Origin of the sequence: Clostridioides sp. ES-S-0006-03 (assembly GCF_020662275.1) — a bacterium.
GTDB lineage: Bacteria > Bacillota > Clostridia > Peptostreptococcales > Peptostreptococcaceae > Clostridioides.
Genome location: NZ_JADGMM010000004.1, coordinates 139,465 through 163,884, shown reverse-complemented (window position 1 = coordinate 163,884; position 24,420 = coordinate 139,465). Strand labels below are relative to the sequence as shown.

The 24,420-nt window shown below is 26.9% G+C and carries 23 protein-coding genes and 1 other RNA gene; 9 read left to right on the top strand and 15 right to left on the bottom strand.

What is annotated here, in order from left to right; genetic code table 11:
- Positions 1–83: 83 nt before the first annotated feature.
- Positions 84–836: a Fic family protein gene (locus IR151_RS06960; protein ID WP_227433797.1), complete on the top strand. Its 753-nt coding sequence runs from the start codon at positions 84–86 to the stop codon at positions 834–836.
- Positions 826–1,992, top strand: a complete 1,167-nt coding sequence (locus IR151_RS06955) for a site-specific integrase (RefSeq protein WP_227433796.1) — start codon at positions 826–828, stop codon at positions 1,990–1,992. The genes IR151_RS06960 and IR151_RS06955 overlap by 11 nt, the downstream gene beginning before the upstream one ends.
- Positions 1,993–2,125: 133 nt before the next feature.
- Here the strand turns inward: IR151_RS06955 and IR151_RS20420 are convergent, their stop codons facing one another.
- The 7 genes from IR151_RS20420 to IR151_RS06920 all read right to left on the bottom strand — a co-directional run bounded on the left by IR151_RS20420 (position 2,126) and on the right by IR151_RS06920 (position 8,658).
- The gene (locus IR151_RS20420) at positions 2,126–2,248 is read right to left on the bottom strand and encodes a hypothetical protein (protein ID WP_413927353.1); all 123 of its coding nucleotides are present in this window, start codon (positions 2,246–2,248) and stop codon (positions 2,126–2,128) included.
- 177 nt (positions 2,249–2,425) lie between these two features.
- A complete protein-coding gene (locus IR151_RS06945; RefSeq protein WP_227433795.1) occupies positions 2,426–4,534 on the bottom strand; it encodes a hypothetical protein in 2,109 nt (702 codons plus the stop codon).
- Between the two features lie 338 nt (positions 4,535–4,872).
- The gene (locus tag IR151_RS06940) at positions 4,873–6,069 is read right to left on the bottom strand and encodes an abortive infection system toxin AbiGii family protein (protein WP_227433794.1); all 1,197 of its coding nucleotides are present in this window, start codon (positions 6,067–6,069) and stop codon (positions 4,873–4,875) included.
- Positions 6,070–6,073: 4 nt separating this feature from the next.
- Positions 6,074–6,910, bottom strand: a complete 837-nt coding sequence (locus IR151_RS06935; protein ID WP_227433793.1) for an abortive infection system antitoxin AbiGi family protein — start codon at positions 6,908–6,910, stop codon at positions 6,074–6,076.
- A gap of 381 nt (positions 6,911–7,291) precedes the next feature.
- Positions 7,292–7,641, bottom strand: a transfer-messenger RNA (tmRNA) gene (ssrA, locus tag IR151_RS06930).
- Positions 7,642–7,798: 157 nt separating this feature from the next.
- A complete protein-coding gene (smpB, locus tag IR151_RS06925; protein WP_054275121.1) occupies positions 7,799–8,254 on the bottom strand; it encodes an SsrA-binding protein SmpB in 456 nt (151 codons plus the stop codon).
- Positions 8,255–8,502: 248 nt separating this feature from the next.
- Positions 8,503–8,658: a hypothetical protein gene (locus tag IR151_RS06920; RefSeq protein WP_227433792.1), complete on the bottom strand. Its 156-nt coding sequence runs from the start codon at positions 8,656–8,658 to the stop codon at positions 8,503–8,505.
- Positions 8,659–8,861: 203 nt separating this feature from the next.
- On the opposite strand from IR151_RS06920, the gene IR151_RS06915 reads away from it, so the two are divergent.
- Positions 8,862–9,689 (top strand): AIM24 family protein, encoded by an 828-nt coding sequence (locus tag IR151_RS06915; protein WP_227433791.1) that lies wholly within the window; start codon positions 8,862–8,864, stop codon positions 9,687–9,689.
- A gap of 416 nt (positions 9,690–10,105) precedes the next feature.
- Here IR151_RS06915 and IR151_RS06910 read toward each other — a convergent pair whose 3' ends face one another.
- The 5 genes from IR151_RS06910 to rnr form a co-directional block, all read right to left on the bottom strand.
- Positions 10,106–10,750: an ABC transporter permease gene (locus tag IR151_RS06910; protein WP_227433790.1), complete on the bottom strand. Its 645-nt coding sequence runs from the start codon at positions 10,748–10,750 to the stop codon at positions 10,106–10,108.
- The gene (locus tag IR151_RS06905) at positions 10,680–11,969 is read right to left on the bottom strand and encodes an ABC transporter permease (protein ID WP_227433789.1); all 1,290 of its coding nucleotides are present in this window, start codon (positions 11,967–11,969) and stop codon (positions 10,680–10,682) included. The genes IR151_RS06910 and IR151_RS06905 overlap by 71 nt, the downstream gene beginning before the upstream one ends.
- Positions 11,966–12,838, bottom strand: coding sequence for an ABC transporter ATP-binding protein (locus IR151_RS06900; RefSeq protein ID WP_227433788.1), 873 nt, complete (start codon positions 12,836–12,838; stop codon positions 11,966–11,968). Before IR151_RS06900 ends, IR151_RS06905 begins: the two co-directional genes overlap by 4 nt.
- A gap of 399 nt (positions 12,839–13,237) precedes the next feature.
- Entirely contained in the window at positions 13,238–13,729 is a 492-nt protein-coding gene (locus tag IR151_RS06895) for a YfbM family protein (RefSeq protein ID WP_227433787.1), read from the bottom strand.
- A 496-nt stretch (positions 13,730–14,225) separates the two neighbouring features.
- Entirely contained in the window at positions 14,226–16,361 is a 2,136-nt protein-coding gene (gene rnr, locus IR151_RS06890) for a ribonuclease R (protein WP_227433786.1), read from the bottom strand.
- A 616-nt stretch (positions 16,362–16,977) separates the two neighbouring features.
- Between rnr and IR151_RS06885 the strand changes: the two genes are divergently transcribed.
- The 5 genes from IR151_RS06885 (at position 16,978) to IR151_RS06865 (ending at position 20,091) form a co-directional block, all read left to right on the top strand.
- On the top strand, positions 16,978–17,592 hold the full coding sequence (locus IR151_RS06885; RefSeq protein ID WP_227433785.1) for a DNA alkylation repair protein: 615 nt from the start codon (positions 16,978–16,980) through the stop codon (positions 17,590–17,592).
- A gap of 17 nt (positions 17,593–17,609) precedes the next feature.
- Positions 17,610–17,972, top strand: coding sequence for a winged helix-turn-helix transcriptional regulator (locus IR151_RS06880; RefSeq protein WP_227433784.1), 363 nt, complete (start codon positions 17,610–17,612; stop codon positions 17,970–17,972).
- A 54-nt stretch (positions 17,973–18,026) separates the two neighbouring features.
- Positions 18,027–18,524 (top strand): YbhB/YbcL family Raf kinase inhibitor-like protein, encoded by a 498-nt coding sequence (locus IR151_RS06875; RefSeq protein WP_227433783.1) that lies wholly within the window; start codon positions 18,027–18,029, stop codon positions 18,522–18,524.
- 250 nt (positions 18,525–18,774) lie between these two features.
- Positions 18,775–19,149, top strand: a complete 375-nt coding sequence (locus IR151_RS06870; RefSeq protein ID WP_227433782.1) for a VOC family protein — start codon at positions 18,775–18,777, stop codon at positions 19,147–19,149.
- Positions 19,150–19,203: 54 nt separating this feature from the next.
- Complete coding sequence (locus tag IR151_RS06865; RefSeq protein ID WP_413926640.1) at positions 19,204–20,091, top strand: AEC family transporter; 888 nt, start codon at positions 19,204–19,206, stop codon at positions 20,089–20,091.
- A 310-nt stretch (positions 20,092–20,401) separates the two neighbouring features.
- On the opposite strand, the gene IR151_RS06860 is transcribed toward IR151_RS06865, so the two are convergent.
- On the bottom strand, positions 20,402–21,490 hold the full coding sequence (locus tag IR151_RS06860) for a sulfurtransferase (protein WP_227433780.1): 1,089 nt from the start codon (positions 21,488–21,490) through the stop codon (positions 20,402–20,404).
- A 276-nt stretch (positions 21,491–21,766) separates the two neighbouring features.
- Between IR151_RS06860 and IR151_RS06855 the strand changes: the two genes are divergently transcribed.
- Complete coding sequence (locus IR151_RS06855) at positions 21,767–22,195, top strand: hypothetical protein (protein WP_227433779.1); 429 nt, start codon at positions 21,767–21,769, stop codon at positions 22,193–22,195.
- Positions 22,196–22,435: 240 nt separating this feature from the next.
- Here IR151_RS06855 and secG read toward each other — a convergent pair whose 3' ends face one another.
- The gene (secG, locus tag IR151_RS06850) at positions 22,436–22,660 is read right to left on the bottom strand and encodes a preprotein translocase subunit SecG (RefSeq protein ID WP_227433778.1); all 225 of its coding nucleotides are present in this window, start codon (positions 22,658–22,660) and stop codon (positions 22,436–22,438) included.
- 302 nt (positions 22,661–22,962) lie between these two features.
- Positions 22,963–24,255, bottom strand: a complete 1,293-nt coding sequence (eno, locus tag IR151_RS06845; RefSeq protein ID WP_227433777.1) for a phosphopyruvate hydratase — start codon at positions 24,253–24,255, stop codon at positions 22,963–22,965.
- Positions 24,256–24,420 lie beyond the last annotated feature (165 nt).

Below are 24,420 nucleotides of genomic sequence, written 5' to 3'. Positions count from 1 at the left end.
ATTTTCAAAATATGGGTTTACCTATTAACTTTTATACATTCATAGTTAATAAATAAAAATTAGATATGAAAGGAGCTAAAATCATGAATAAATCGTATATACCAAAATACACACATAAATTCCCTACTAATCTACCTCATGGAGATAAAAAATATACTTTAACATACATTAGAAGAATGATAAGTGAATTTGTATATGATATGGGTAACCTAGAAAATAACCCCTTCACATTCCCAGAAGTACAAACATTACTTGATGGTATAACAGTAGGTGGACATAAATTAAGTGACCAAAATCAAATACTAAATATCAAATCATCATGGGATTATGTAATAAAATTAAGTAACAAAGAAAACTTATCTTTAAATAAAGATACAATTTGCTCTATACATAAAATAGTTGCAAAAGATGAAGCTCTGATTGTTGGAGATTTTAGAAACGGTAACATAGGTATAGCTGGTACTACTCAATATGAGTGCATAGAAGCCACTCTATTAAATAATTTATTTATAAGTGACATAAGTATCATAAATAAAATAACTAACCCCTTAGAAAAGGCTATAATAATAAATTTATGGTTGTCCTATTGTCAATTCTTCTATGATGGTAACAAAAGAACTGCTCGACTTACCTCAAACTTAATACTTATAAGCAATGATATAGGAGTTCTGTCAATACCAGCTAAACATAAACAAGAATACAACACATTAATGCTAAACTTCTATGAAACACTAGAAGCTGATGAAGTTATGAAATTCTTATTAGAGAAATGTATTACATTCTTTGATGGATATAACTATAAATCATATAAGGAGCTGTTTAAAAATGGCAACTAAAAGAGCTAATGGAGAAGGCTCTATCGGAAAATATAAAGATGGCTGGTGTTCCCGTATAATGATTGGCTATAATGAAGATGGTAAACCAATAAGAAAAGAATTTTATGGTAAGACTCAAAAGGAAGTTAAAGATAAATTAGATGCTTATAAAAAACAATATTATTTAAGCTCTGATATTTCAGATAATAAAATAACTTTAGAGCATTGGTTTTACAATTGGTTGTTTGAATATAGAATAAAAGATTTAAAACCCAAGTCATTTGAAAGATATGAAAGCATCTATCGTAATTATATTAAAGATACTGATTTAGGCAATGTTAAATTAAAAGACTTAAGAGTATCTCACATACAAAAATATTACAATAGATTGCTTGATTCTAATAAAAGTATACCTACTATAAGACAAATAAACACTAAACTGAAAACCTGCTTATCAGAAGCTGAAAAACAAGGTCTTATACAACGTAATTATTGTACTATGGTAAATATACCAGTTGAGAAAAAGGAAAATAAGCTTGAAATATTGACTCTTGAACAACAAAAGAGTTTTATAAAAGCTATAGAGGGTCATAAATTAGAGGTATTATTTTTACTTGCTCTTGGTACTGGACTTAGATTAGGAGAATTATTAGGACTTAAATGGTTTGATATTGATTTTAAAAAGTCTAATTTAACAGTTAAAAGAACTCTTCAAAGAACATATTTTATAGATAAAAATGGAAATAGAGAGCTTAAAGTATTAGAACAAGAACCAAAGACATCAAATTCTTACAGAACTGTGCCTATTCCAAAGGATGTCTTAAATAAATTGAAAGAACATAAAGTAAATCAAAATACAGATATATTAAAGGCTGGAGAATTATATAGAAATGATAATTATGTATTTTGCAATGAATTAGGTGTCCCTATAGATGATAAAAGACCTTTAAGGAATTTAAAATCTATATTAAACAGCTTAGATATAGAACCTATAAAGTTTCATGGTCTTAGGAAAACTTATGCAACTAGACTTTTTGAGAATGATGTCCCTCCTAAAACTGTACAAGTTTTAATGGGTCATTATGATATATCAATAACTTTAAATATATATACTCAAGTTATGGAAGATAAGAAGGTTGAAGCTGTAGAAAAGTTGGATAAAATATTTTCATTGTAAAAATCAAATACATATAAATATTACAATTTCATATAGTTAATTACAAAATCAAAATAAGGATACAAATTAATTTTATATTATCTTGTATCCTTAATTCGTATCTAGTTTTTTAACTATTTATCTTGGGTAACCTTTATGGTACATTAATCCATTTCCCAGTATTAATTCTTGAGCTAAATATATGATCCTTACAGTGCATATCTGATATGCCATCACTTATAAGTTTATATGTTTCAGAAGTATATAAATAATCCATACTTTCTTCCAAGCTTTTACCTATTTACTTAGAAAACTCTAATCTGATTTTTTTATATAACCTTTGTAGTAGTGTCATCTTAGACTCTATAAAAACTATGCCCTCTATTCACATATAAAATTTAACATGACTAGTTATACACATTTGTTGATTTGTTTTATAATAATTTTAATATTCTTATTTTTCAATCAAAGCATCTTTATATAGCTCTATTTCTATTGACTCAGAAAAAAATTCTGCAATTGATTTTTCGGTAATAAAATAATAGCGTTTACCCTTATTAATATAATCTATGTATTCTTTATTTTTTAATGTTCTTGCAGCGTTTGTAACAGTTAGGTTATGTTTATCAATCAATGTTCCTATTTCTTGTGCTGATAATCTTTTATCTTTGTTATTGTATAGTATTCTAAGTATCTCTATATGAACATCAGGCAAACTTTTATCTCTCCATTCATCTATTTTTTCTTGTAGTTTACTTTCAAACTTATTTTTTTTAATAACTGAGTTTTTACTTGTACATTTAAAACAGTACTTATTTTCTTTGTAAATATTATACTCTAATTCACTATATATTCTACTACAATTTATACATTCTATAACTTCTATATTACTTAATACTTTAGGTATAAAATTTGTCAAATCAAATTCTGCTTGTCTCCAATAATCATACTTTCTTCTCAATTCTGGTCTACCAAAATCTATTTTCTTAGCTATACATAAACCATAATTCAAGCTATAATAAGATCCCTTGTCACCTGCACCTCTTATACTACCTTCATTAACCTTATTTACTAAATATGATAGTTCTAAGGTTTTTAAAAGATATTCATAATCTTTACTTATATAAAAATAAGATGTAGGAAACCAAAAGCTATTACCATTTTTATGACTTTCTATAGTTTCTTTGAATAAATCATTATCAATTTTACCCTCTTGGTAATTTTTTATAATATTTCTCTTTACAGTATATAAATACTTAACTATTTCATCTATTAAATTCTTTTGTGCAACTTGATCTAATAAATTTTTATCATCATAAAATGATTGTTTAAATCTTATATCATTTATAAAATCTGGATATATATTATCCTCATAATATTTCAATGTTGAACTTTTAATATTATCAATAGTAATTGGATCACCATTATTTATTGAACCTAAATAACAATAATTCAATATAAACCCTAATGTTCTAGGTATAGCAGCAGTACACTCAAATAACAACTTCAAATATGTATCCATACTTGCTTTTGATAAATCAAATATATCTTCTATTGATATTTGACCATTAGTATATATCTTTAATCTCTTTTCTAAAGTTCTTTTTATATAATCCATTGAATCTTTTTCTATTCCTGTATAGTTCTTAGTATTCCTTTCAAAAGCATCATAAAAATCTAAAGAAACTGGAATTAGCTTAGTAGAATCAGAATTACCTACATATATTCTTCCAGGATAGGCTGCTATTTTAACATTAAAATAATCATTGTAAGAAGCTATAATCGGAGATATTAATGAATCTACAATTACTTTTTGTCTATCTTTATTTAATTCACTAAAGTCATCCAAAAATAAATATACTTTATTTATTCCATTTTTTTTTAATATCTCCTTTATATTATTTAATATTGAACTAACTGAATATATACGAATTTCTTTTTGTATTTTTTTAGCTCGATATTCATTATTATTCCCTTTATTATAACTCCCAGTTAATGCTATTTCTTTTAATGCTACTTTCCCACCTAAATCTTTTTTGTTATTTATACTCTTAAATTCTTCTATTTCATACTCCTTTTTAAAATCAACATCTATGTACTCTCCATTTTCAATCCTAAAAAATAAATCATCCATTTCATTATCATTTATATCATAATCAGTAATACACAATTTTATTGATTTAAAAATTTCATTTAAAAAATTTCTATATGTTCTCATTTTCACTAATTCATTATGATCTTGATCTGCACAATATGTTTTTATTTCTTCATAACAAGATTGTAAGTTTATATATATAGGTAAAGTGTTTTTTTTATTTTTCTTAATATAATCTTCTGCCTTAACAAAAATAGTAGATTTCCCAGTTCCTCTTCTACCTTTTAAAATAATATGATTATTATCTAACACTTGCCTTAGCATATAATCATTTTCAAATAAATCAACATATACCTCTGATGTTATTACTTTATCATGTTCATCATATACATCTGGCCTTCCACTTTGCATTAAAGACTTAAAAACATTTTCTATACTTCTAGATAATGATACTAGTTCTAGCCCCATAAGATTCTCCTCACACAAATAATTTTATCATTTAATTTTTTTACATATTATAAATTAATTATAAATGCATATGTATTTTTTTACCATATAATCTGGCAAAGAAATCATTTTCCTAAATATTTATGTAAAATTATTTCATTGTTAATATTAAAAAAGATACTATATAACTATGCTTTTTTAGAATCATGTTACTACCAAAACTGTATAAGTCTTAATAGAATATTGTAACATGATATAGAAATAATTTTAAATAAATAAAATTTGAAACTATTCAAAACCTGGTAATATATTTTACATAATAATATTTTTTTACCAACCCTTTAAATACAAGTGTAAATTTATACTTCTTTTATTGTTTTTGCTTCTGATAATTCTTTAGTGACATCAACATCACTATTTAGATATTTTTCACGTTCTAATTCATTTTTAAAGTGAATTGTTGATTTATATATTCTTTTATCTCTATAATTTTTTATTTTTATTTTATAAATATAAACTTCATCTTCTGATATAAGTTCTACATCTTCTATAGAAATATTGCCAAAACAAGTTATTGAGTCAAATTCTAAATCTGTTTTTAGAAGATTAATTCCTTCAGTATTACAAAATTGTATTATTGAGTTAGTATCTTCATTTAATTTCTTATCTAGCTCATTTTCATCAATTTTTTTATCAAAAGTCATTTCTATTTCATTCAGATTTATATATTCTTTGTATGGTTTATTCTCGAAGAAACTTCTATATAACTTTTCAATATTTATTAAATCATTTGAATAAATTGTATGTAAGGGCTTAATATTTATATTTATAATCTTCTCTAATTCCAAAATTCTCTCATAAAAACTAATCATACTTTTAACAGCCCTAATTTCTTTTTTGTTTATCTTTACTTTTGCCTCCAAAACAAAATCATTTATATTAATTATTCCATTCAAGAAATCTTTATATATATTTAAATTCATTATTGCTTCTTTTGAATCTTTACTTTTATCTAAATTTATATTAATATCAAAGGTTATATTATTCATAGAATTATCTATTATATAGGAAATTACAAAAGAATCATCATTTATATTTTTAAATACTTGCTTTTCTTTATCATTGTATTTTTGCCTTTTCATTAAGATTTTTTTCTTATAATTATTACTTTCAATAAATATTTTGAATTCTCTAAATTGTGATGGTATTAAAAAGAAATTTTTTGCTTTCTCTTCCTTTTCAAAAGGTAAACATACAAGATTATTTAGCTTTAATATATTTTCGTCTAATTTTATCCTTCCATCTTTTATTTTAATTGGTTCTTGATTTCTATATGAGTATTCTAATAGTTCTTGAGTAGTATTTCCTTCAAATCCTGATGGATTTTCTAACTTTAGCTCAATGTTACTAAAATCTTCATCTACAACACATACACCATTATCTACATGAATATAATTGATACCTTTAGGTAATGACCTTTTACTTATCTCAGCTAATACAGAGTTTGGTATTCTGAATTTTTCTTTTTTGAAAGTTTTATTAAAATTAGCAAACATAAAACTACATATCCTCCTCTATAGAATCTAATACTATAATTTTTGATATTAAAATGTATTTTTCAAACTCATCAATATTAATTTTACTGCTTATAAATTTTATAACTTCATCTCTATCCATTTCACTTGCAACAAACAAATATTTTATATCATTATAATCGAATTTTAGCCAAGTATTTTTATTTTCTTTTAAAACTTGAGAGTATAAATTATATGCATTTTGATTCAGTGATTCTTTTTGTGTAATTATATCTAGATCTACGTCTTCATCAAATGCTGGTACATATCTCCATTCTTTTTCATCATGAAAATTCATTATTCTATACTCCTCATTCATAAACATTTCTCCTTGTAATGGCTTTATAAACATTATATGACCTAATAAATAGTTTTTATACTTTGTCATATCTTCAGATTCTTGATTATCATTAAGATTTATTAACGACAAATTAAACAATTCAATCAAATCTTTTGCAAGCACAGAATTTTCATTCAAATATTGTATTGCTTGTAAACCCTTACTTATCCCCCACTCTTTATACATACCAATGCCAATATTACCATAATTCATACAATGATGAACTATTTTTTGAATACATATATCACAAAAACAAGTCATTGGAAATGACATTTTATCCATATTTTCAATGCCTAGATAATATATATCCTCCTCATTATATCTAGGTATAAAAGCTCTATTTTCTAAAATATATTTTAGATATTCTAACTTTTTCATAAAATTGAATAAAGCATTTGCACTCTGCTCAGATTTCATTACAGACTTATCATATTCAACTTTTTTAGATTTCTCCAACAGTCCCCCATAGTTTGTTAAATTCAAAAATTTTTCCTCCTTGATTTTTCTATGATCCTAAATAGATTTAATAAAATTTTGTTCTATTAATTATATTATTTTTAAGCATATATAGCAGCAACCTATGTATTATTAATTATATCAATTATTTAGAAAATTTAAAATCCTCATATCATTTTCACTCCACTATTTATATGTACCATGATATTTTTAATCACTCTATCAAGTTAACAATCCCTATATAATTTGAAGGTATAATTATACACCCTAAATGCACCCCAATATACCCTCAAAAAAACCTCATTTTCTGTGGTTGGGGTATGGTTGGTGGATTTTATCATCAAAATAAAAAATACTAGTCAACAAAGACTAGTATTTCCAAGTATTTCATCATTCTTTTTTAAAAATTGGTGGAGACGAGGGGAGTCGAACCCCTGTCCGCAAATCTTTTCCTCGCTGCATCTACATGTGTAGCCAACTTTACTAATATCTCACCTTACATAACGCCAAGTGGCAGGCTCTATGCTTAGCCAGTCCCAATTAATCTACCCTAAGTCGAGACACCCTCAAAGTAGTTCCCTGCATAATGACGTCCAGTCTTAGCCGGCAGGAGGGCTAAGAGGGACGAGCAGCAACTAGGCTGCTATCGCGAAATTATCGTCTGCGTTTATTTTAAAGTTCCCCAGTTTTTACGTGACCCAGAGTAACACGACACGCAGCCTCAAGTTCCAAACCCACGTCGAAACCTTTACGCCCCCTTGAGTAGTTTATAGTCCATTAGACTCTTCGCAAACTTTATCACCATTCTTATTAAATTTTTAATGTATATATAATATAATACTTTTAAGAATAAAAATCAATGTTATGTTCTAGATAATAAAGAATTTTATTCTAAAAAATACAATTTTAACTAGTTTAATATTTCCCTGTCATTTCTCTTTCTATACGTCTTTGGGCATCTTTCTTAGCCATATCTTGACGCTTGTCATATAACTTCTTACCTTTTGCTAAAGCAATCTCTACTTTAACTTTACCATTTTTTAAATATAAACTAAGTGGTATAAGTGAATACCCCTTTATAGTAGTTGCTCCAATAAGTTTTCTTATCTCATGCTTGTGAAGCAATAACTTTCTCACTCTTAGAGGGTCAACATTAAATATATTTCCTTGCTCATATGGACTTATATGAACTTGTTTTAAAAATACTTCACTGTTATCTACAGATGCAAATCCATCACTTAGGTTGACTTTACCCTGTCTTATTGATTTTACTTCTGTTCCTTTTAATTCAATTCCACACTCATAGGTTTCCTCTATAAAATATTCATGTCTTGCTCTTTTGTTTGTTGCTAATATTTTTTTACCAGCCATATAAATCTCACCTTCTTTGCTAGAAATTTCTTTAATATATACTAAAAATTTACTAATTATTTTATATCTACAAATCTTTTGACTACCCTGTATGATAACATATTCAAGTACTTTAGTCAATATGACAACTCATACATTAAACTAATTAAGCAATATATATTAAATAATATAACAACATATTGTAAGAAATTGCATCTACTCTATTTAATGCAAAGTCAAAATAAATTACTAAAAATAATCTATCAAACTCAAAACAAAAATTTTAATACTCCAATACCTATTTTTCTCTTTTCTCTTTTCTCTTTTCTCTTTTCTCTTTTCTCTTTTCTCTTTTCTCTTTTCTCTTTTCTCTTTTCTCTTTTCTCTTTTCTCTTTTCTCTTTTAAATAATTTTAACACTCTCACAAAATATAATACCCACAAATTATAAATACTACTCAAAATACATACTCAAACAATATACTTCAATTATAAATATTCTTAAAATTTCTTAATATCTATGTAAAACTTTGATGATAAAGTAGCTAATTTTTCAAAAAAAATGTAATATATAGTTATATCTTATAATATTTTAGAGATAAATTTTAATATAGTAGGGAGAAATTTGTATGGATTTAAGCAAAAAAGTAAAAATTTTAGAAAATACATCAGATGGTAGAAGTGAATTTGAAATATTAGAATTTGAAAAACTTGAAGGTGCTTCTAGCCCAATGATGGCAATGGGATTATATTTTGCTAGAGAAGCTGGCTTGAAGGCTAGACAAATTAAGATAAAATTAAATAATTCATCAATAAAAACAGAAGCTGGTGCACTGTACTATTATAAAGGAAAGATATCTTCTGAAACTAAAATTGGTGGTGTTGGAGGTCTTTTCAAAAAAGGAATATCAGGAGCACTTACTAATGAATCAATGATGAAACCTACATATAAGGGTACTGGCGAAGTTTACTTAGAGCCTTCTTTTAGACATTATTTATTTATGAGCCTTGATAATGATTCTATAATCGTCGATAAAGGTCTATTCTATTGTTGCTCTGACACTATAGAAGTAAAGGCATTTACGCAAAAGAACTTCTCTTCTGCTTTACTTGGTGGTGAAGGTTTCTTCCAAATAGAGTTAAGTGGTACTGGTGTAGTTGTTCTAGAATGTGTTGTGCCTCAAAGTGAAATTGTAGAATATGAATTGAGCAATGGAGAAGAATTAAAAGTAGATGGTAACTTTGCAATAGCCAGAACATCTGGAGTTAATTTTTCTGTTACAAAGTCAGATAAATCTTTAATTGGTTCTGCTTTAAATGGTGAAGGTTTCTTAAATACATTTACTGGAAATGGTACAGTTTGGTTAGCTCCTACTCAAGTAATGTACGAAAAACTAAGCTTTGGAGCCATGCCTACTAATGATAATATGAATAATAAGGTTTCTAAGCAAAAATAGAAATTTTATGAAAATTTTATAAAACTATTCATGTAAAGTTAATATAAAATATACTTTTGACATCTTTAGATAAAATTTAGTAAATAGATATATTTTATAATATAAAGACATCAGTGTAAATATAAAAAAGCTGTAGGTAAATTTGTTTCTACACAAATCTACTTACAGCCTCAAATCTACTAATAGCCTCTTTTATAAATATAAATTCATATTTAAAAATATATTCTTTTTATCTGATGCTCTAATTCAAATCTTATCTGCGTTAAATCATTCAATTATCAATAAATCCAATTAAATAAAATTATTGATAGCATATATTATAAATCTAATAACTTTTATTATAGTTCTGATTATTAACCTAAAAATGCCTATTATTACTCTATTTGATTTACCTACAATAAACAATTTTAATCTAACTAACCAATCTTTCTCTTTATTGGCTTTATCAAAAGAGATACAACTATAAGCACAATACTTCCACATATCAACCAATACTTTTCATCAAAGCTACCTCGACTCATAGACATTATAAAGAAATTTCCAACATACTTATCTTTAGTCATCATATTTAAAATTAAATATCCTATAGATACCATATATCCTATAATAGTATTGTTAAATAAATTAGAAAATAACATACCTAAACTTCCTATAAACATAGCTGATGCAAAACTCCCCACAATATATTTAAATATAGGAAAATTGCCTCCAAGATGTTTTAACATCAGTACAAATCCAGCAATTAACACAAGTATACTTATAATTGACATTATTATTCTTATTAATTGTATAACTACTTGAGATACTGATTTTGATGATACTATCTCATCAATTTCCTTTGATTGTTCTAAGTAAAATATAGGAACTATCATTATTATTCCTACTATTACAACATAGTTTTCAAGACATATAGCTGCTGAAATACTATCTAAATTTGCTACCCCTTGTATAAATGGAATCAAACATAACATACCAATTGAACATATTAGATTAATTAGAGTGCTTAATTTGAAGTTTTCTTTTATTAAAACTAAATAATTTTGAAAACCTTGAACCAACATTAAGATTCCCCCTTCTTTTTTGTTCATATAAAAATGTAGTTATCAAGACAATTATTAATGCTCCTAATCCTATTAAAAGTCTATTACTCATAATAGTATTAAAGTTTTCTGCTATAATAGTTCCATTTAGTACATTATTATGTCTTATCATTAGTCCCATTGATGGATAATCTCCTTCAAGACCTATAGAGTTTATACTGTAAAACCACCAAATTAATTGAACAATAATTGCTACTGGTGTGTCTGTTAAAACAGTCAGACTCACTCCTACAGCTGTAACTATCATAAGAGTTGGCAATAACCACCACAGTGTATATTTTATAAATGCTAAATTATCAACAGAAATTCCTTCATCTTTAGCAAATGAAATTAAAGGAAGTAATTCTTTTATACCTAAAATTAAAACTGGCAACATCATCATAAATACAAGAGCAAAATATCTTGATAAAATTATTTTAGATGTTGATGCTTGTTTTGAATAGACAATTTCGCTCATTCTTGAACGTCTATCTTTCATTGACATAAAAACTGCTACAAATACTGGAAATATACTTAAAATTATACCAATATAGTCACAAAAAATTCTTGCATAACCATTAGTTACTTTATCTTTTTGTATTGTATAGTTATAATTTTGCATAGCTTCTTCATAAGTAATTGGAACTATACCAAATCTTTGTAATTTATCAATGGCATACGCAGACCCACCACCTAAAATTTCATCTACGCTTTGCATTATTTCTTCAAATTTTTCAAATGATAATTTAGAAGAATTTATTTCTATATTTTCTCCACTTTCCCAAATTGAGTTTACTTTGTCAATACTGTTACCAGTTATCTCCTCAATATACTTCTCTATAGTTTGGGTTTTGCTTTCATTTAATTTTATATGCTTAATAATTCCCATTGGATATGTTGTATATGAATTTTCTTGATATTCTCTAATTAAACTTATAGTTGCACTTGGAATTACTTTATCAGACTTCAAAGATTCTTTTTGACCATATGGATATTGATTGTGTTTTAAGTAGTATTCATCAATGTTTTCTACTCTTTGAGGAGCAACTAATGGATTCCCTTCATTAGGAATATTTTTGCTTACATCTTCTGAAACTGAGCTTCCAAGTTGTGAAATATAGAAAACTACTAATACTACAATAAAAACATAATAGACTGTGCTTTTTAATATGTTTTTACACTCTTTTATAAATAGATTCATATCTTATTTCCTCCCATCATAAGCATATAGCCATCTTCGATAGTTGGATTACATTCTACTGCTGTTTCAAAAGGTTTTTCTTCTGATATGATTCTAAGTGTAGCTTTTCCACCTTGAGTCAACATACCTATAACTACAAATCTATTTTTTATATTTTCTATGTCCTTTTTATCTACTTCAACACTATATACTTTTCCATAAGCAAGTTTTGTTAATGCCTCAGTTGTTCCATTATATATAACTTTTCCATTATCTAATATAGCTATATTTTCACATGTTGCTTCTATGTCTCCTACAATATGTGTTGATAATATAACTATTCTATCATTGGCAATCTCACATAATAAATTTCTAAATCGTATACGCTCTTCTGGGTCAAGTCCTGCTGTTGGTTCATCTACGATTAAAACTTTAGGATTGTGAATCAGCGCTTGGGCAATTCCAAGTCTTCTATTCATACCTCCAGACAAAGATTTTACTTTTACTCTTTGATGATTAGTTAAATTTACTTTACTTAATAACTTATTGATAATTTTTCTTCTTTTTCCTGATGGTATATTTGATAAAACAGCTAGATAATCCATTGCTTCATACACTGTCATATTTGGATACATTGAAAAATCTTGAGGAAGGTAACCAACCATATCTCTAATTTCTTTCGTTTTTTCTATAGGAATTCCACACATATCTATTGAGCCATCAGTTTTTGACAATAAAGTAGCTAGAATTCGCATAAATGTTGTTTTTCCTGCTCCATTTCTTCCCAAAAGTCCAAACATTCCACTATCAATTTCAATGTTTACATTTTCAAGAGCCAATTTTGAACCAAACCTCTTACTGAGATTAGACACTGATATTTTCATTTCCATATATAAGTACACCCCCATAAATCATTTTATAGTATTTTATTTTTATTAATTTTTTATTATATTTCCATAATAAATTCTAAAACTTAAGATATTATTTAGAAATTTCTAAATTTTTTCTAAAGATTCTAATTTCTCTTAATAAATAAAATAAATACGCTTATATACTAATGACTTCTGTACTATAGTGATTTAAAAATAATTGAAGTGTCTAAAGATAATATTACTATTTAAAAAGTTCTTTTAAAATTACTATAATTGGATTACATTCTACTGCTGTTTCAATATGTACGTTTATAAAGGCATCATTTACTCATATCTAACTTTATTAAAATTTACAACTTTATAGTAAACAACTTTATAAAACTTACAATCTTATGATAAATAGCTTTATAATAATCATTACATTATACAAAATATTACAGCTTGTCCCTCATTAGAAGCTACTTGCATAAATTTTTTAAGTTCAATTAAATTAGCCCATACATATTCAAAAAATTCATCCTCATCTTCATCATCCATAACAGGATAAATTTCATTTTCTAGCATTTCACTGACACTAAATTTTTTTCTAAATTCTTCTTCTTCCAAATTGTTCATTGCCTCTGATAGTTTTTTTACATCATTAGCTGTAATTAACATAGGATAAAATTCTCCTTCAATTTCCATAAATGTGTTTCCACTCAACACTAATTTACTAAAAATATTAGCATTATCTCCACCAAAAGGACAACCAGTTAGAGTAAACTGAATTGCATGCCATGCTTTATCAATATTAATACTGCTATCTTCCTGTACATCTTCAAACATAAAATCCTCTAAGTTATCTGTTGATTGTTGTAATTTCAAAATATTTTCTTCACTTATTCTAAAGTAACTTCCTATCATGCCCATAATTACTTCCCTCCTAAGTAGTATTTTTATAATTTTAACTCATAACAAAAGGTATTGACAAGAAAATTCACTAAAAAAAATGTCATTACATCTTAAAAATCAAAGTATACATGAGGTAATATTTCTGATGTGGAACCAAAGAATTTTATTACGCACACACATGCACTAATATTGCATAAACTAGTTCTATCTTTTTAGTAAAATACATGTGTTGTCGTGTCAAAATTATATAAAATAAAAAATAAGTGTATCTCAAGTTCTAAATGATACACTTATTTCCTATAAAAATCTATTTTTTAATATATATTTTTTGCCAAATGCTAAATATGGTCTAAACATCTCCTTTTTATCAAATATTCTACATTTAGTCATACCATAAACACTACAAATGTTCATGTCTACTTTTAAATATTTCTGTATTTTCTTATTTTAAGATATTAATTTTTTCCTGTTTACTCTTATTTTCAAATATTAAACCTTATTCTTTATATTTTGTTTATTCTTCAATCTTTTCAACTATCTCAAAGTCAATTTCTTTAAAGTCTACATTTACACCTTCAACTTTTATCTTAACAAGGTCACCTATTTTATATGACTTCTTGGTTCTCTCACCTAACACACTATAAGAACTTTCATCATAGATATAATAGTCATCATTCATATTTGCAAGTCTTATCAATCCTTCTATAGTATTATCTAGCTCAACAAATATTCCAAATGAAGTTACACTAGATACAACACCTTCAAACTCTTGACCAACTTTATCCTTCATATAAAGAGCCTTATAGAAGTCATGTACATCTCTTTCAGCCAATTCTGCTTTTCTCTCTTTTTCAGATGATTGAACAGATGCATAATCTACTATAGTAGTAAGTTGCTCTTGTCTCTTTCCATTTATCTTATTATTTAAAGACTCTTTTATTATTCTATGAATTTGAAGGTCAGGATATCTTCTTATTGGTGAAGTAAAGTGACAATAGAATTTAGCAGCTAACCCAAAGTGTCCACTACATTCTGGTGAATACTTAGCCTGTTTTAAAGAACGAAGCATTATGGTACTGATTGCTCCCTCTTCTGTTTTGCCTTTTATCTTCTCTATTATTCCTTGTAATGCCTTTGGATGTACTTCTTCTTTATCACCTTTTATTGTATATCCAAATGTAGATATAAATTTACTCAATTCTTCCATTTTTTCTAAAGATGGTGTTTCATGTATTCTATACACAAATGGTATACCCATCCAATAAAAATGTTCAGCAATTGTTTCATTACTTATAAGCATAAACTCTTCTATTATTTTATTAGAAATTCTTCTTTCATATGGTTTTATATCTGCAACTTCTCCATTTCCATTTAGAATTATCTTTGCTTCTGGGAAGTTAAAGTCTATAGCCCCTCTTTTTTCTCTTCTTGACATAAGAATTCTAGCCAAAATTTCAGAATTTTTAAAATCATCTACAACATGTTCAAAAGTTTTTTTAAGCTTTTCATCATCTTTTTCTAATATATCGGATACTTCTGTATAAGTCATTCTAGCCTTTGAATTTATTATAGATTCACATATTTCATGCTTAACTACATTTCCCTTATGGTCTATTTCCATAAATATAGAAAGAGTTAATTTGTCTTCAAATGGATTTAAACTACATACTCCATTAGAAAGAGTCTTTGGCAACATTGGAATTACTTTATCTACTAAATATACAGATGTAGCCCTTTTTAAAGCTTCTTTATCTAATTTATTTTTTTCTCTTACATAATGTGTAACATCAGCTATATGAACCCCTAATTTAAAGTTTCCATTAGATAATACCTCTATTGATATAGCATCATCTAAATCTTTTGCGTCATCTCCATCTATAGTAAATATATTTAAATCTCTTAAATCTCTTCTTCTTTTTACCTCTTCTTCTGGAATTTCAACAGCAACAGCTTCTGCTTCTTGCAATACCTTTTTAGGAAATTCTTCTGGAAGACCATGTTCTCTTATTATAGAGTCTATTTCTACTCCTCTTTCACCTTTTTGACCCAGTATTTCTATAATCTTTCCTTCTGGTTTTCTATCTTCTTGTGGCCATACTGTAATTTCACAAACTACCTTATCATTATCTACTGCACCACTAAAATATCTTTTAGGTATATATACATCCTTAGTAAATTTCTTATTGTCTGGTGTTACAAATCCAAAAGTTTTACTTGATTGAAAAGTACCTACTATTTTAGTTATTTCTCTCTTTATAATTTTTACGATTCGTCCTTCTGCTCTTTTTTCTTCAGTTGCAGGTACAACTATCTCTGCCATAACTCTATCATTATGCATAGCTCCATTTATATTGTCACTTGAGATAAATAAATCTTGTGTGTATTCAACATCAGATTCTACAAATCCAAAGCCTTTTTTATGTGATGTAAATTTACCAACAAAATATCCCATTTGATTTGATGATACTATTTTATTTTTCTTAGTAAAACATATATATCCATCTTCCTCTAATTCTTCTAAAAAATTATAGAACATTGGCATTTCTGATGAATGTATATCAAAAATTTCTGCTAATTCTTCCTTTTTTAGAGGATTATATGCACTTTCGTTTATTAATCCTAACAAACTCTCTTTAAGTCCTGGTATCATTTTTTCCTCCTATTTTACTTTCTTGTTATATTATTTTTTTAGTTTTCTATTATATTACCCTTTGTATATCTTCTATATTACCTTTCATATATCTTCACACACCGTTTTTTATATTCTTTTATTATTGTTTCAAGTTAAATCAATTATTATATGTTTTTTATATTTAATTGAAATTATCTTAATAAATCTTTAAAAAAGTTATGATAATTCTCTAATAATAGTTTAAGTTATCATAAGCACAATTGTAATTTACTTAAAATATCATTATTACAGCTACTTTATCACCTAATTATACACCATCATATAGAATTGGTAAAATATTCATTCCATCTAAGTATTACTATATAATAATTTATTCTATTAGTATACTCAAATTAAGTTAAATTTATATAACTCAATTAATTTTTTAAATATAACTTTTTATAATATAAAACTTATAATAAAAGTAAATTTATATGTTAAATTAGGTTGATTTTTTATTGTTTTTTATTTATTCTAATATTAAAGGCTTGCAAACGTTTTTTGACAAGTCTTTATTTTATATAAATTAAATAAATTTTTTTATTATAAATAATATATTAAATTTAAACTAATCTACTTATTGGAGGAGATAAACTTGGAAGAAGTAATTGCAAAAATTATTACCATAGAAAATGGTTTTAAAGAAATCGAAAATATTGCTAAAAAAATTGTAAAAAATAATGACTCAAAGAAGTGTTATTATCTATCAATTTACTTATATAGATCAGAATACTATCAAGTAAGAGAATTAGCAGTGTTTATATTAGGCTTTATATCAATACATATTTCTGAAGCCTTATTATTTTTAAAAAACAATGTGAGTAAAGATGAAAACTGGAGAGTACAAGAAATATTAGCTAAATCATTTGATTATTATTGTAGTGAAGTTGGATATGATAAATCACTTCCTGTGATAAAAGAGTGGTTAAGTTCTGACAACCCAAATATAAAGAGAGCTGTAACAGAAGGGCTTAGAGTTTGGACTATCCGAGACTATTTTAAGACCAACCCCACTGTAGCTATATCATTGCTTTCTAGTTTAAAAGATGAGGACAGTGAATACTTAAGAAAATCTGTTGGAAATGCTCTCAGAGACATAAGTAAAAAACATCCAGATTTAGTAAAAAACGAATTAAACTCATGGGATGTTTCAAATAAAAAAGTTGAACTTGTATATAAACTTGCTTCAAAACGTATTTTGGCAAAATAAATTGGAGGTGACTATACTTGAAGCTTCGTGAAAAATATACATGTCCATTAGAACTAACACATGATATGATAAAAGGTAAATGGAAGTCTATTATATTATGGAGATTACGTATAGGTCCAACTTCTCTATCAAAACTAGAAAAAGAGATTAATGGAATCAACCAAAAAATGTTGCTTGAACAACTTAAAGAATTGATTGAATTTGGGATGGTTGATAAAAAAACCTATGAAGGATATCCACTTAAAGTTGAATATTCACTTACACCTATTCGTGGAAAGCAGATGTTAGATGCTTTGGCTATAATGCAAGATATAGGAATTAATTTCATGCTAGAGAATGGTAAAGTAAGTAATTTACCATTATTTACAACTGGTATATAATAAACTTACAGAAAATTTTTATTAATTTATTATATATTTAGGAGGCAAATTATTATGAAAGTAACTAGTACAGGTATAGTAAACGGTGTTATAGAAGATAAATATGGAAAAAGAGGAAATCAATTTAATAAAGGTGGTATGCCTACATATTCATTACCTCTAAAATTTGAAGATGCTCCAGAACATACAGTGTCCTTTGCTGTATTTTTAGAGGACAAAGATTCAGTTCCTGTATGTGGATTTGCATGGATACATTGGCTAGCTGCAAATATAACAAAAGATGAATTAAAGGAAAATGAAAGCATAACAGCTACTGATTTTATTCAAGGGACTACTAGTTGGCATAGTAAATTAGGTGATATTGGTAGATTAGAAGCTAGTGTTTATGGTGGTATGGCTCCTCCAGATAGACCACATGTTTATGAAATACATGTGTTTGCCCTTGATACTACTCTTAATCTTGAAAAGGGATTTTATATGAATGAGTTTTTTGAAGCCATGGATGGGCATATTTTAGATATATTTACACTTAAAGGGAGTTATTCTAATTAATTAGATTTACTATAGCTAATCATTAATTTGTTACACTTAATTAATGATTAGCTTAATTGCTATTAAATTATTTTTCTATTTTAATTAATTGTTGATTCAATGGATTCGAATTATTTTTTATATTTTATTTAACTATTAAATCAATTAATTTCAGGTTATTTCTTATATTTAACTAATTATTATTTTATGCCTTATTAAAAGAAGATATAAACACATTTAATAAATCTATATAAAATTTCGAGGAGTTATTATGATAAAAAAAATAGACCATGTGGTCATTACTACCAATAATATAGAAAACTGCATAAATTTTTATAAAAAGCTTGGTTTTACATTAAAGATGGCAAATGAAAGATATGAACTTTACTCTGGAGATTTCAAAATAAATGTCCATTTAAAAGGTCATGAACTTTCACCTCACAGCAAAAACGTACAAACAGGTAGTGCTGATTTGTGTTTTGAGATAAATACTAATATTGACATGACAAAAACAAACTTAGAACAAAATGGTATTAAAATTAAGCAAGGAATTGTAGAACGCACAGGAGCCTTTGGTGAAATGAAGTCTATTTACTTAAGAGACCCTGATGGAAATTTAATCGAATTGTCAAGTTATGGAGAATAAACTTTGGAAAATTTAATTCTATCTATAAATGTAGTTCTTCCTTTGTTTCTCACAATGTCACTTGGGTATGTTCTGAAAAAATTAAGTTTATTTGATGAACATACTTTAAATAAAATGAATAATGTTTGTTTCAAATCTTTCCTGCCATTACTATTATTTTTTAATATATACAATACGGATTTAAATGGTTCTCTTAACCTCAAACTTATGGCTGTAGCTATTATAAGTATTTTTTCAATCTTTTTACTCTTAGTTTTTATTATACCTAAGATTGAAAAAGATAATAAAACAAGAGGTGCATTAATACAAGGTATCTTTCGCAGTAATTTTGTTATATTTGGTATACCTGTAACAATCTCACTATTTGGTGATAAAAATATTGGGGTTACATCTTTATTAATTGCAGTTATTGTTCCTATGTTCAATGTATTATCAGTCATAATACTTGAGATTTTTAGAGGTGGTAAAATAAATATAAAGCACATGATTAAAGGTGTTTTAACAAATCCTCTCATAATAGCTTCTGTAATAGGATTGATAATGCTTATTTTAAATATTAAAATCCCTGAGTTTTTACATAAAACCATTGGTGATATTTCCAAAATTGCTACTCCCCTATCACTTATAATTCTAGGTGGGTCTTTCAGCTTTTCTGCTATAAAAGGACATATAAGACCAATTATACTGGGAGTGTGCGGAAAACTTATTCTTATACCTGCTATATTTTTACCAATTAGCATTTTTCTTGGATTTAGAAATGTAGAATTAGCTTCACTTATGATAATGTTATCTGCTCCAACTGCTATTTCTTCATTTACAATGGCCCAACAGATGAATTCTGATAGTGAACTTGCTGGACAAATTGTAGTATTTACCTCTGCATTTTCCATAATCACAGTATTTATAATAATATTTATCTTAAAACAGAATAATCTTATTTAGTAATATCCTATAGTATAATTTGGTATAATAAGAAATATATACTTGTATTGTAAGAAACACATATTGATAGCATAGTAAATATATATTGATATTGTAATAAATATATACAGAAAATAAGTACTACTCATAACTCAAAAAAATATATAAAAGGTGGCCTATAATAAATATAGTTCACCTTTTATATTGAAATTCATATTCTCTATTGAAACTTGTATTCTTTACTGAAACTCATAAAATTTCAAGTTTTTTAAAAAATAGGATATAGCTTATTACTTATAAAAATTATATTGGCATATCCTCTTTTTTTATATTATTTTTTAGCTTTATCAGTTGATAATTCACCTACAGTTGTATACTTAACATCCCCCTCTTTAGGATTTCCTACTTGTACTGGCAGATTAGGTTGTGTTTGCCATTGCCACCATCCACCATCAAATAAAGTGATGTTTTTCCATCCATTTTCATAGCACATTAACCAAGGAATAGTTGCTCTCCATCCAGTTCCACAATAAAATGTTGTATTTGTATCTTTTGTCACATCAATATCTTTAAAATAACCTAATACTTTATCAAAATCTACATAGCTTCCATCTTCATTCATATAATCTTGCATACTGCTTGCATCAGTACCTGCACGCCCCCATACAGCACCCTTTGGCTCTCCAGCTTTATCAATATAATTGTAACCACTTGTTTTTCCAGAGAACTCTTCTAAGCTTCTTATACTTACTAGTCTAAAGTTAGGGTCATTTTTTAATTTATTTTCTACATCTTTTATATCCATTACATATTCTGGATGAGCTGGAACTTTTACACCAAACTCTTTTTGAGATTTTGGCTCTACTGCTCCTTTTTCTACATCATATTTTGCATTTTTCCATGCTTCAATACTCCCATCCATAACTTTAACATTTTTAACACCAGCCCAAAGACAAATGAATGCTATTCTATCTACTCCTGAATCAGAACCATATAGTATAACAGTTGTATCTGATGTAATACCATTGCTAAGTAATACTTTTTCAACTACATCTGCTGGTTTGATATTGTAGTTATCAAAGTCTTTTACTCCTTCATCATTATCATATTCTAAAGAGTCTGTATCAATATGAATAGCTCCTGGTATATGCTGTTTCAAGTAGCCTTCATTTTGTTCAGTTGCTCCCCATGAGCCTTCTGCAATAACATAATTTTTAGACTCTGGTTGATTTCCATCAATAACACTTTTTACCCACTTAGGTGATACAAATACTTTTGTTGTATCAACTGGGTCAGCTGTAACCTTTTCCGCATTAGCATCTTTATTACTTGCTTCATTTGAATTGTTGTTTGAACACCCAACTAATAAAGTCGCAATCATAGCTATACATAATATTAAACTTAATAACCTTTTTTTCACGTTTTTCCCTCCATCTTATCTAGTTTTCATCTAAAAAGTATATCATATAGCTTTTTTCTATTCAATAATTCTACAGCTTATACATAATATTGGCTATACAAAATATCTATACTTCATCTTACTCTTTATACAAAATTTCTATATAACATTCTATTTATGTCTTACTATTAAATTATATTGATTTATATTATAATATTTTAGTAGTAAACATTATAATATAAATCAATATAATATTTTTAGTTTGTCTATAATTTAATATAATAAGGAGAAATACTAATGAAGAAAACACTCTATAGTATTACAATACTATTTCAAATTGCTTTTCTAATAGGATGTAAGGTTTTTGAAAAATATGCAAATACAAGAATGGGAATGCATAGGTGGGTAACATACACTAACAGAAACTTTGAAAGAGATTATCCTATTGAATCACTTAAAATAGCTCTAATAGCTATTCTTATCGTTTTTACTATAATTGCAATTATACTGCTAATTCAAAACACTATTTTAAAAAAGAACTATAATTTATTTGGTAAATTAATGGGTCTTTTAACAATAATAATCAACACTCTTTTATTAAAGTTTATATTAACAAATACACAATATACTAACAGTTCCTACTTTTTTTTAATAATGATGCTTAGTATGGTATCTATTTTGCAAATTATCAAGTTGATTGTGCATACTAGAATGATTAAAAATTAGATATATCAAAAGCTAGATATTAAAAACTATATAACAAAAATAGATATATCAAAAATTTATTTTATAAATATCTGACTCAATTCATAAAATAAAAACTGGACCAATAATATAAAATCATTAGTCCAGCTTTTACTTTACGTACTTTTTTATGTTGACGTACTTTTATTAAAAACTAAATTTAATTTTTAAATGTAACCAAAATGCACTAATTAAATAATGGCCAGTTATTCAACAATACCACTACTTCTTAACTATAAGTAGTGCCAATGCATTTATAAAAAATAATACTGCTGTTATCTTTGTAACTCTAGCAAGAAATGCTTGTTTTCCTTTTGGTTTAAAGTAAGCTTGACTTCCTTCTCCACCAAACTCTGAAGGTAAAGCATTCTTAGAATCTTGAGGCATTATGCTAATTACTAGTAAAATCCCTAGTACTACTTGCACACCCATTAAAATGTTGCCCATTCTTGCCCCTCCTATCTTTCTATTACTTAAATTTCATTACTCTTTAGTGTATCACAATAATATAGTCATTTCAAGACTATTATGTTATAAATCACAAACAAAACTGATATCAAAAGCCATCAAAATATATCTATAGTTTTTAATTATAGCAATTATTTCAAAGCTTTTATTTATTTTCCTAATAAAAATGGCTTACATATAAAAAGGGATAAGTGCTTTGAAAAATCAATTAACACTTATCCCATTTATCTCTTATAAGATAAACTTAAAATCTTTTATACTATCTTTTTAATCCTTAAAAACTATTTTTTTAAGTTATAGAAAGATTTTAATCCACAGTATCTAGCTTGCTCTCCAACCATTTCTTCTATTCTTAATAATTGGTTGTATTTAGCAACTCTATCAGTTCTTGATGGAGCACCAGTTTTTATTTGTCCAGCATTTACTGCAACAGCTAAATCTGCTATAGTAGAATCTTCAGTTTCTCCTGATCTATGAGATATAACAGCAGTGTACCCTGCTCTCTTAGCCATTTCTATTGCATCTAGAGTTTCAGTTATTGTACCTATTTGGTTAACTTTAACTAATATAGAGTTAGCTACTCCATTTTCAATTCCTTTTTCTAATCTTTCTGTATTAGTAACAAATAAGTCATCTCCAACTAATTGTAATTTGTTTCCTAATTTTTCAGTTAATAATTTCCATCCATCCCAATCTTCTTCATCTAAACCATCTTCTATAGTTATTATTGGGAAGTTGTTTGACCAATCTTCATATAAAGCAACCATTTCAGCAGCAGTTAATTCTTTTCCTTCTCCAGCTAAAACGTATTTTTTAGTTTCTTTATTGTACATTTCTGTAGCAGCAACATCAAGTCCTAACATAACATCTTCTCCTGGCTTATATCCAGCTTTTGTTATAGCTTCAACTATTAATTCTAAAGCTTCTCTGTTTGAACCTAAGTTTGGAGCGAATCCACCTTCGTCACCTACACCACAAGCTAATCCTTTTTCTCCTAAAACTTTCTTTAATGAATGGAATACTTCTGCTCCCATTCTTAAACCTTCTTTAAAGCAACAAGCTCCTACTGGTAATATCATGAACTCTTGAACATCAACGTTATTATCAGCATGTTCTCCACCATTTAATATGTTCATCATTGGAACAGGTAATTGCTTAGCATTTACTCCACCTAAGTATTGGAATAATGGTAAACCTATTTCATCAGCAGCTGCTCTAGCTACTGCCATTGAAACACCTAATATAGCATTAGCTCCTAATTTACCTTTGTTTGGAGTTCCATCTAATTCTATCATCATTGCATCTATAGCTGGTTGGTCAAATGCATCCATTCCTTCGATTTCTGGTGCTATTATTTCATTTACGTTAGCAACAGCTGTTTCTACACCTTTTCCTAAGTATCTTCCTTTGTCTCCATCTCTTAATTCAACAGCTTCAAAAGCTCCTGTAGATGCACCTGATGGAACTATTGCTCTTCCCATTGCTCCATCTTCTAATACTACTTCAACTTCTACAGTTGGATTTCCTCTTGAGTCTAATACTTCTCTAGCATATACTAATTCAATAACTGACATTTGTATATCTCCCTTCGATTTTTCTATTAGTTAAATTTTCATTTACTGTAAACATCCGTCTACTAGTTTTAATCTACTTATTATATTATAGTACAGAAAGTTATTTTTGAAAATTAGATACAAATTTATTTGATGGGTAAATTTGTAAAAGTTTCTATTTTTATT

Coding starts and splice junctions, on each gene's coding strand:
- IR151_RS06960 (WP_227433797.1), top strand. CDS start 84: ATGAATAAATCGTATATACCAAAATACACACATAAATTCCCTACTAAT.
- IR151_RS06955 (WP_227433796.1), top strand. CDS start 826: ATGGCAACTAAAAGAGCTAATGGAGAAGGCTCTATCGGAAAATATAAA.
- IR151_RS20420 (WP_413927353.1), bottom strand. CDS start 2,248: ATGGATTATTTATATACTTCTGAAACATATAAACTTATAAGTGATGGC.
- IR151_RS06945 (WP_227433795.1), bottom strand. CDS start 4,534: ATGGGGCTAGAACTAGTATCATTATCTAGAAGTATAGAAAATGTTTTT.
- IR151_RS06940 (WP_227433794.1), bottom strand. CDS start 6,069: ATGTTTGCTAATTTTAATAAAACTTTCAAAAAAGAAAAATTCAGAATA.
- smpB (WP_054275121.1), bottom strand. CDS start 8,254: ATGGCTGGTAAAAAAATATTAGCAACAAACAAAAGAGCAAGACATGAA.
- IR151_RS06915 (WP_227433791.1), top strand. CDS start 8,862: ATGGATTTAAGCAAAAAAGTAAAAATTTTAGAAAATACATCAGATGGT.
- IR151_RS06910 (WP_227433790.1), bottom strand. CDS start 10,750: ATGTTGGTTCAAGGTTTTCAAAATTATTTAGTTTTAATAAAAGAAAAC.
- IR151_RS06905 (WP_227433789.1), bottom strand. CDS start 11,969: ATGAATCTATTTATAAAAGAGTGTAAAAACATATTAAAAAGCACAGTC.
- IR151_RS06900 (WP_227433788.1), bottom strand. CDS start 12,838: ATGGAAATGAAAATATCAGTGTCTAATCTCAGTAAGAGGTTTGGTTCA.
- IR151_RS06895 (WP_227433787.1), bottom strand. CDS start 13,729: ATGGGCATGATAGGAAGTTACTTTAGAATAAGTGAAGAAAATATTTTG.
- rnr (WP_227433786.1), bottom strand. CDS start 16,361: ATGATACCAGGACTTAAAGAGAGTTTGTTAGGATTAATAAACGAAAGT.
- IR151_RS06875 (WP_227433783.1), top strand. CDS start 18,027: ATGAAAGTAACTAGTACAGGTATAGTAAACGGTGTTATAGAAGATAAA.
- IR151_RS06870 (WP_227433782.1), top strand. CDS start 18,775: ATGATAAAAAAAATAGACCATGTGGTCATTACTACCAATAATATAGAA.
- IR151_RS06865 (WP_413926640.1), top strand. CDS start 19,204: ATGTCACTTGGGTATGTTCTGAAAAAATTAAGTTTATTTGATGAACAT.
- IR151_RS06855 (WP_227433779.1), top strand. CDS start 21,767: ATGAAGAAAACACTCTATAGTATTACAATACTATTTCAAATTGCTTTT.
- secG (WP_227433778.1), bottom strand. CDS start 22,660: ATGGGCAACATTTTAATGGGTGTGCAAGTAGTACTAGGGATTTTACTA.
- eno (WP_227433777.1), bottom strand. CDS start 24,255: ATGTCAGTTATTGAATTAGTATATGCTAGAGAAGTATTAGACTCAAGA.